The 6,503-nt window shown below is 47.5% G+C and carries 6 protein-coding genes, 1 other RNA gene and 1 pseudogene; 3 read left to right on the top strand and 5 right to left on the bottom strand.

What is annotated here, in order from left to right:
• Positions 1–15 precede the first annotated feature (15 nt).
• Both JCM2765_RS09015 and JCM2765_RS09020 read left to right on the top strand, forming a co-directional pair.
• Entirely contained in the window at positions 16–1,662 is a 1,647-nt protein-coding gene (locus JCM2765_RS09015) for a glycerophosphodiester phosphodiesterase family protein (RefSeq protein ID WP_054736158.1), read from the top strand.
• 37 nt (positions 1,663–1,699) lie between these two features.
• Positions 1,700–2,296 carry a DNA-3-methyladenine glycosylase I gene (locus JCM2765_RS09020; RefSeq protein ID WP_054736159.1) on the top strand — a complete coding sequence of 199 codons (597 nt, stop codon included), beginning with the start codon at positions 1,700–1,702 and terminating at the stop codon, positions 2,294–2,296.
• Positions 2,297–2,767: 471 nt separating this feature from the next.
• Here JCM2765_RS09020 and JCM2765_RS09025 read toward each other — a convergent pair whose 3' ends face one another.
• The 5 genes and pseudogenes from JCM2765_RS09025 to JCM2765_RS09040 all read right to left on the bottom strand — a co-directional run bounded on the left by JCM2765_RS09025 (position 2,768) and on the right by JCM2765_RS09040 (position 5,759).
• Entirely contained in the window at positions 2,768–3,247 is a 480-nt protein-coding gene (locus tag JCM2765_RS09025) for a universal stress protein (RefSeq protein ID WP_054736162.1), read from the bottom strand.
• Positions 3,248–3,332: 85 nt separating this feature from the next.
• Positions 3,333–3,629, bottom strand: a complete 297-nt coding sequence (locus tag JCM2765_RS09030) for a hypothetical protein (RefSeq protein ID WP_054736163.1) — start codon at positions 3,627–3,629, stop codon at positions 3,333–3,335.
• A gap of 105 nt (positions 3,630–3,734) precedes the next feature.
• A non-coding RNA gene (gene ssrS, locus JCM2765_RS16720) (6S RNA) lies at positions 3,735–3,925 on the bottom strand.
• 57 nt (positions 3,926–3,982) lie between these two features.
• Positions 3,983–5,265, bottom strand: a pseudogene (locus JCM2765_RS09035) (replication-associated recombination protein A).
• A gap of 29 nt (positions 5,266–5,294) precedes the next feature.
• Positions 5,295–5,759, bottom strand: a complete 465-nt coding sequence (locus JCM2765_RS09040; protein ID WP_054736164.1) for a YueI family protein — start codon at positions 5,757–5,759, stop codon at positions 5,295–5,297.
• Positions 5,760–5,834: 75 nt separating this feature from the next.
• Between JCM2765_RS09040 and JCM2765_RS09045 the strand changes: the two genes are divergently transcribed.
• Positions 5,835–6,431, top strand: coding sequence for a DUF1054 family protein (locus JCM2765_RS09045; RefSeq protein WP_054736165.1), 597 nt, complete (start codon positions 5,835–5,837; stop codon positions 6,429–6,431).
• Positions 6,432–6,503: the final 72 nt, after the last annotated feature.

Here is a 6,503-nt window from a genome sequence, read left to right on the forward strand (position 1 = left end):
ATGAGCGAGGGGAAGATGAGGCAAATTAATTATTATCGACGATTATTCCAGACAAGTTATCAATTATTAAAAATTAGAGCCGTCAACTTAGGCTGGCTCGTCCTATTAGCGGTATTGGTGTCACTACAAACGATGATGCTCAACAGCGGTTTGGCTGGTGTAAAATTGGTTTTAGCTGGGCTGTTTTTGATTGGGTTACCGTTTGAATTAACGTTGGTGTTAACCGCATTATCTGTGGACCAAGCGACGTTAAATCAAACTGATTTATTAATTTTAAATGCTTGGCAACGATTTAAGCGGCTTTGGCCGATGTTATTTGGGATGGAATTTCTTTTGATCCTCGTTTGGTTACCTTTTGGGGCTGCTGGGTTTTCAGCTACGATTCTTAACCTTTTCACGCTGCCGACTAGTCTGGTTGATTTCATTGTGTTGCAACGTCGAATCGTTGCGGTTGGCTTGATCATTGTCTATATTGGCATTGTTATTGGCTTTATGGCGGTCTTGCGCCAACTTGTGCGTCATTTTTGCACTGTCTCAACCGTTAAGTGGTGGCAGTTACTGGGACGTTTTTGGCGACCATTTTTAAGCTTGTGGCTGCCATTGGTGATTATTGATCGGTTAGTTGTGTGGGGGTATCGGGCAATTGCACTTTCACTGTCGCACACCGTTAATCACGTGGTGGGGTTAATTTTGATGATTATCCTTGTGGCATTATCGCTTGTCATTTTGAGCGGCCTTTTGTTTGCCTTGGTGTGGGAGGCGCTTGACCAGCCTGCATTTTTACCGCATTTTGACGATAGCGATGACGCGTTGCATACGATGGCGTGGTTTCCAACTGGGTTAGTGGTGTTGCTGATCGCAATGTTTAGCTTTCAGGCCTTTAACGTTGGGGGCGTTGCAGCGCCAGCGGTTACGGTTGCTCATCGCGGTGTGGTTGGTCATAACGGTGTGCCAAATTCGATTGCGGCACTTCAACAAACGGTTAAGCATCATCCCAATTTCGTTGAGATCGATGTTCAAGAAACTGCGGATGGCCAGTTTGTTGTGAGCCACGATCAACGCATTAAGCCTAAACAGGCCGCTGGGTCGCGTAGCATCCAAAAGTTGACCTATTCCCACCTTGCGAAGGAAAACGTCGTGGTGAATGGTAAATCGGCTAAATTAGCAACGCTGGCAACCTATTTGAAGGCGGCTAAGGCAGCACAACAGCGAGTGATGGTGGAAATTAAAGTCACGCCACAAGATTCTAACGATATGGTACGGCGGTTTGTTTCTCAGTATGGGAACCGGTTAACTGCGCAACATGCGCTGATCCATACGATGAGTTATCAGACAGTTTTGGCGTTGAAGCAACAAAATACCAATTTAATTGTCGGCTATATTTTACCGATCAATCTCTTTTCGATTCATAACTTACCCGCTGATTTTTACTCACTGCAGGTGATTGGGTTAAATCAAGCGATGGTGAAACAGGCGCATTCAATTGGGGCACCGGTATTCACGTGGACGCCGGACAAGGTTCACGAGATGCAGATGATGCGGGTGTTGGGAACGGATGGCCAAATTACGAACCGGGTCGATCGACTACAGCAAGTTAATCGCCAGTCAATTGACCGGTATAGTTGGGCAATTTTACAAAATGCTTTGAATCAGTTGATCTAGCGATGTCGTAGGTAACCCTACGAAGGAGTTGATCAATATGAGTCATCGATGTCAGTGGGCTGAAAAGAGTCCACAGTTATTGAGATATCACGATTTAGAGTGGGGCGTGCCGGTACGAGATGAACGGCAGTTATTCGAAAACTTAGCACTGGAAGTCTTTCAGGCTGGATTGAACTGGCAGGTTATCTTGCGTTATCGACCAGCACTTAAAGCTGCGTTCGCTCAATTTGATGCTGAACGAATCGCCCACTTTACGGTGCCGCAAATTAAAGCTCTTTATACCGATCCGACGATTATTCGAAATCGGGCTAAGATTGATGCGGTGATTGAAAACGCTCGGGTGCTAACCGGCTTACATGATTTAGGGTGGCAGTTAAGCGAAACATTGTGGCAGCAGGTTAATCAAACCCCGTTAGATCATCAATTGCGTGAGGGTGACGTGCTCCAGCCGGGGTGGTTTGTGGCTGATTTGGTCCAGACGCTCAAACAACTGGGTTTTAAACGAATCGGACCGAAGACCTGCTATGCGTTATTGCAGGCTTCTGGGATGGTGAACGATCATTTGCAGTCCTGTTTTCGGCATGATGAAGTTGCTGGTGTTCGGCCGGATACTGGGTTTGAAGTAGTACCATAATTGGATATTGTTGAGCAGCTTGCAGCATGTGTTGTGGGCTGCTTTTTTGTTGTCGTTTGTGTCCAGCGTAAGGGTTGGTTGGATTTTGGGTGAAGGCTGTTTGTCGTCGCTTCGCTCGCCAAAGCCGCATGAAAACCAGCACTTTCAGGCTACAAAATTCGGCGCCACTTAAACTGTTATTTCCAGGGTTCCTGTCATTGTAAAAACTTGTCAACCACGCGCTTTCTGGCCACCACGCCGAATGGTGCTGCGCGAGACTGAGAGCTGCATGCAAGGCGACATCGGTAAACCCGCCAGACCCGGGCGCCTTCACCGATGTCGCCTTGCACACTGCTCTCAACCCGTCTCGCTCCGCACACTTACGCTGGACACAAACGTAAGCAAACAACAGCACAAAAAAGCCTCACTACGAATAATCGCAGTGAGGCTTTTCATCACTAATTAACGCTAAAATAATTCAAAAATTAAAGATTAATCTCGTTTAGCCGGTTGTTTAGCTGGCTTGTTTTGAAGATCGGTCCGAACAACGAGGACGTCGCAAACGGCGGTCCGGGTAACGTATTCGGTAACTGACCCGATCAAGAGACGTTCAACGGCGTTTAAGCCAGTTGCACCGATCATAATGAGGTCGATATCGAGCTTTTTAGGCATATCGCGCGCAATGATGGTCTTGGGTGCACCGTATTCAATCGAGTAGTCAACGCTGGTAACCCCATCGTCTTTAGCTTGTTGAATGTACTTGTCCAAAGTCTTCTTGGCCGTATCGGTCACTTCTTCAACCATCGTTGTATCGAAACTCGAGATGTTTTGGAAGGCCCGGGTATCCACAACGTGAACTAAGTGTAAATCGGCGTCGTTTCGTTTGGCAACGGCAACCGCTTTCTCAAAGGCTAGTTCTGCTTCGTATGATCCATCAACGGGAACTAAGATGTGATTGTATTGTTGTAGCATAATGACTCACCTCTCTCTACTTGTTACCTCTATTTTACGTTATTTTCAGCAAAATAAAAAGTAAAAGGCGAATCCGGTTACAAGTTTATTTTTTCGGGCTCTTTGGGAAGAAGGTGATCAACATGAGCTGGATCCCGACCACGTCAAGAACAACGATCAATAAGCTGATTGAAATAAAGATATCATTTTGAGAAATCGTTGCCGCTGCGGCAATTAAGCCGGCGATGATCAGGGAGACACCACTGAATTTAACAACGCCTGAGAGGTTCGGGTTGCTTTCGGGGTGAAAAACGAGGAACGGTTTGTGTAGGTGACGCAGGAAGAACCCGCCGACAAAGAGGGCGAGACAAACAAAGATGACCATTAAAATGTTGATTACCAAAACAAAATACCTCCAGTAGGGCGGAAGGCTCCGCGCTAACTCATTTTCAATATAAAAAAAGCTGACTCACAAGGTGTAAGCCAGCTCTCAAAACGTTGCCGTTTTGAAAGATCTAATAGTGCCGTTAATTTGCCCGATAGGTTTTGGCCCGCTCAAAAAGCAGGTGGGACGGGTATATCTGCCTTCAAACTACCAAGTGAAAAGGCCTGTTATCCAACAGAGTTATCCCAAGTCCCAATGTAACAATAATTGTTCGGCAAACACGTATGTGGGCAACGCGCACACCCTAGAACTCGAGTTAATCTTAGCATAGGGCATTGAATTTTTCAAGCAACGTGCGATTAGAACTGGGACTAATGCTTGTTTTGATGTTGCGCTGAACGAAGGCGGTCATATTGCTGGCCCAATGCAGTTTCAAATTTACCGTTTTGTTTGGGCACGTAGTATTGCGCGTCTTTGATCTTATCAGGCAGATATTGCTGTTTGACCCAATCGTTTTTAAAGTTGTGGGGGTAGGCGTACCCGACGCCATGGCCAAGACCCGCTGCCCCTTTGTAGTGCGCATCCTTCAAATGAGCAGGAATGTCACCATAGTGCCTTTAGCGATGTCGGCCATGGCAGCGTCGATAGCCATCATACCTGAATTCGACTTAGGTGATAGGCATAGTTCGATCACGGCATCCGCCAGTGGAATTCGCGCTTCTGGGAAACCCAGTCGTTGTGCAGCGGTGACGGATTCAACGACGCGAGCACAGGCTGGCGGATTCGCTAACCCGATATCTTCATAGGCAATCACCGTCAGTCGGCGGGCAATCGAAGGCAAGTCACCAGCGGTAACGAGCCGGGCGAGGTAGTGAAGCGCTGCATCGGTGTCGCTGCCTCGAATGGATTTTTGAAATGCCGAGATGACATCGTAGTGGGCATCGCCGTCTTTGTCATGGCTAAACGCTTTTTTTTGAACGCATTCTTCAATGATCGGCAACGTTAAATTAATGGTGCCATTGGCATCGGGGTTAGTTGATTTGGCGGCGAGTTCGAGCCCATTCAACGCACTACGGAGATCACCGTTGGTGGCCGTTGTCAGGAAGGTTTCCGCGGCGGATTCGAGCTTGATATCGGTATCGCCTAATCCGTTAGTCGTGTCCGTCAGTGCCCGTTCAATCGCCGTTTTGATGTCATCGGCAGTGAGGGGCTTAACCTCAAAAATTTGAGTCCGACTACGAATGGCCGGGTTGATACTCATATAGGGATTTTCAGTAGTCGCACCAATCAAAATGATGCGACCGTTCTCAAGGTGGGGGAGAAGAAAATCCTGTTTGGTTTTATCCAGCCGGTGGATCTCGTCCAACAATAAAATGACCGTCCCACTCATTTTGGCTTCTTCGGCGACGACCTGAAGATCCTTCTTAGAGTCGGTGGCGGCGTTTAGTTTTCGAAAAGCGTACTTGGTCGACCCCGCAATAGCACTGGCGATACTCGTTTTCCCAGTACCAGGTGGTCCGTAAAGAATCATCGAGGACAGCATCTTAGCTTGAACCATTCGGGCGATGATTTTGCCGGGTCCCACTAAGTGTTGCTGACCCACAACGTCTTCGATCCGTTGCGGGCGCATGCGATAGGCAAGTGGTTGTGGCATAGTTTGACTTCTTTCTCTAAATTAGTTCGTTATTGACCAAAAAACTGTTTGAATTTTGTGCGCCAATTAGGTTTATCAGCAGTTGACGTAGTGGGTTCAGCTGTAGCTGGATACTTTTCAGCAACCGCAATTGGATAAACGTTGATCGCAGTTTTGGCGACCACGACCAAACCGGAATCCGCTGGCTGGTTGCCATAGAAATCATCTTGGACAATGGTAAATGCAGTATTAGACTGCGCTGCAAGTCGAATATAGGCGCGCAGGTTGCCCTGACCAACGTGACCGTTAAAAATAACTTGGTAGGTGGGGTTCGCCGCCAATTCACGTTGGAAAGCAGTGAGATATTCTTGCGCTGCAACCTGTTCGAAGGTCATCAGCAGCGACACACGTTCCCGGAAAGTGCCTAAGTAGTGGCGTTGTTCGTCCGGATGGAGTAACTGGGGGCCATACATGGCATTGTCAAGATGAGACGATAATTGATCTTTGTCAGGCATTGCAGAACATCCTTTCTTTTAAGCTTAACTCAGTTTAACATATGGGTAGAGAAAAGTTGAATGAGGTGGGTTAAGATGTTTAATCAAGAAGACTTTGCGGTGTTTGATGACCTAACACTGGCTGGGCGGTTGGCCAAGGTTCGGTCGGTGATCGACCCGAAATTTGAGGCGTTAGCGCCAGCAATTATTGAAACGATGGGCCAAACGAAGCCGGTTTACGGGCACGTTGCCAAGCATTTACGGCGATTCAAGAATCCGCCAATGAATACCTGGATCGCGTTTAGTGGCAATCCAAGAGGGTATAAGATGGCACCGCACATCATGCTGGGGTTCTGGGATGACCGGTTATTTATCTGGTTAGCTGTTTTGGCCGAAGCCAAGGAACGCCAACGGTTAACGCCAGTGCTAGCGGGAATGTTACCACAGTTTACGACGTTGGGGGCAACTTATGAAATTAGCCAGAACCATATGGCTAAACCGGCGGCCGACTTAACGTTGCGCAACCTTGAAAAGCAGCTGGAACATTACCAAACGGTTAAACAGGCCGACTTTTTGGTTGGCCGTCAGTGGTTCAAAAATGATCCAATCTTTGATGACCCGGATCAATTACGGGCAACGTTGTTGCAGACGTTTGCGGAACTGGCACCGTTTTATGAGACGTTGAATCTTTGATACTGACGTTTGTGTCCAGCGACAGCGTGCGAAGTTTGTGAAAATTGGCTTCGTTGGTGCGTTAATCATGGA

The organism is Secundilactobacillus similis DSM 23365 = JCM 2765 (genome assembly GCF_001311075.1).
Lineage (GTDB): Bacteria > Bacillota > Bacilli > Lactobacillales > Lactobacillaceae > Secundilactobacillus > Secundilactobacillus similis.

Excerpts from the sequence above, each read along its gene's own strand:
- JCM2765_RS09025 (WP_054736162.1), bottom strand. The coding sequence starts at position 3,247 with ATGCTACAACAATACAATCACATCTTAGTTCCCGTTGATGGATCATAC.
- JCM2765_RS09015 (WP_054736158.1), top strand. The coding sequence starts at position 16 with ATGAGGCAAATTAATTATTATCGACGATTATTCCAGACAAGTTATCAA.
- JCM2765_RS09040 (WP_054736164.1), bottom strand. The coding sequence starts at position 5,759 with ATGCCTGACAAAGATCAATTATCGTCTCATCTTGACAATGCCATGTAT.
- JCM2765_RS09045 (WP_054736165.1), top strand. The coding sequence starts at position 5,835 with ATGTTTAATCAAGAAGACTTTGCGGTGTTTGATGACCTAACACTGGCT.
- JCM2765_RS09020 (WP_054736159.1), top strand. The coding sequence starts at position 1,700 with ATGAGTCATCGATGTCAGTGGGCTGAAAAGAGTCCACAGTTATTGAGA.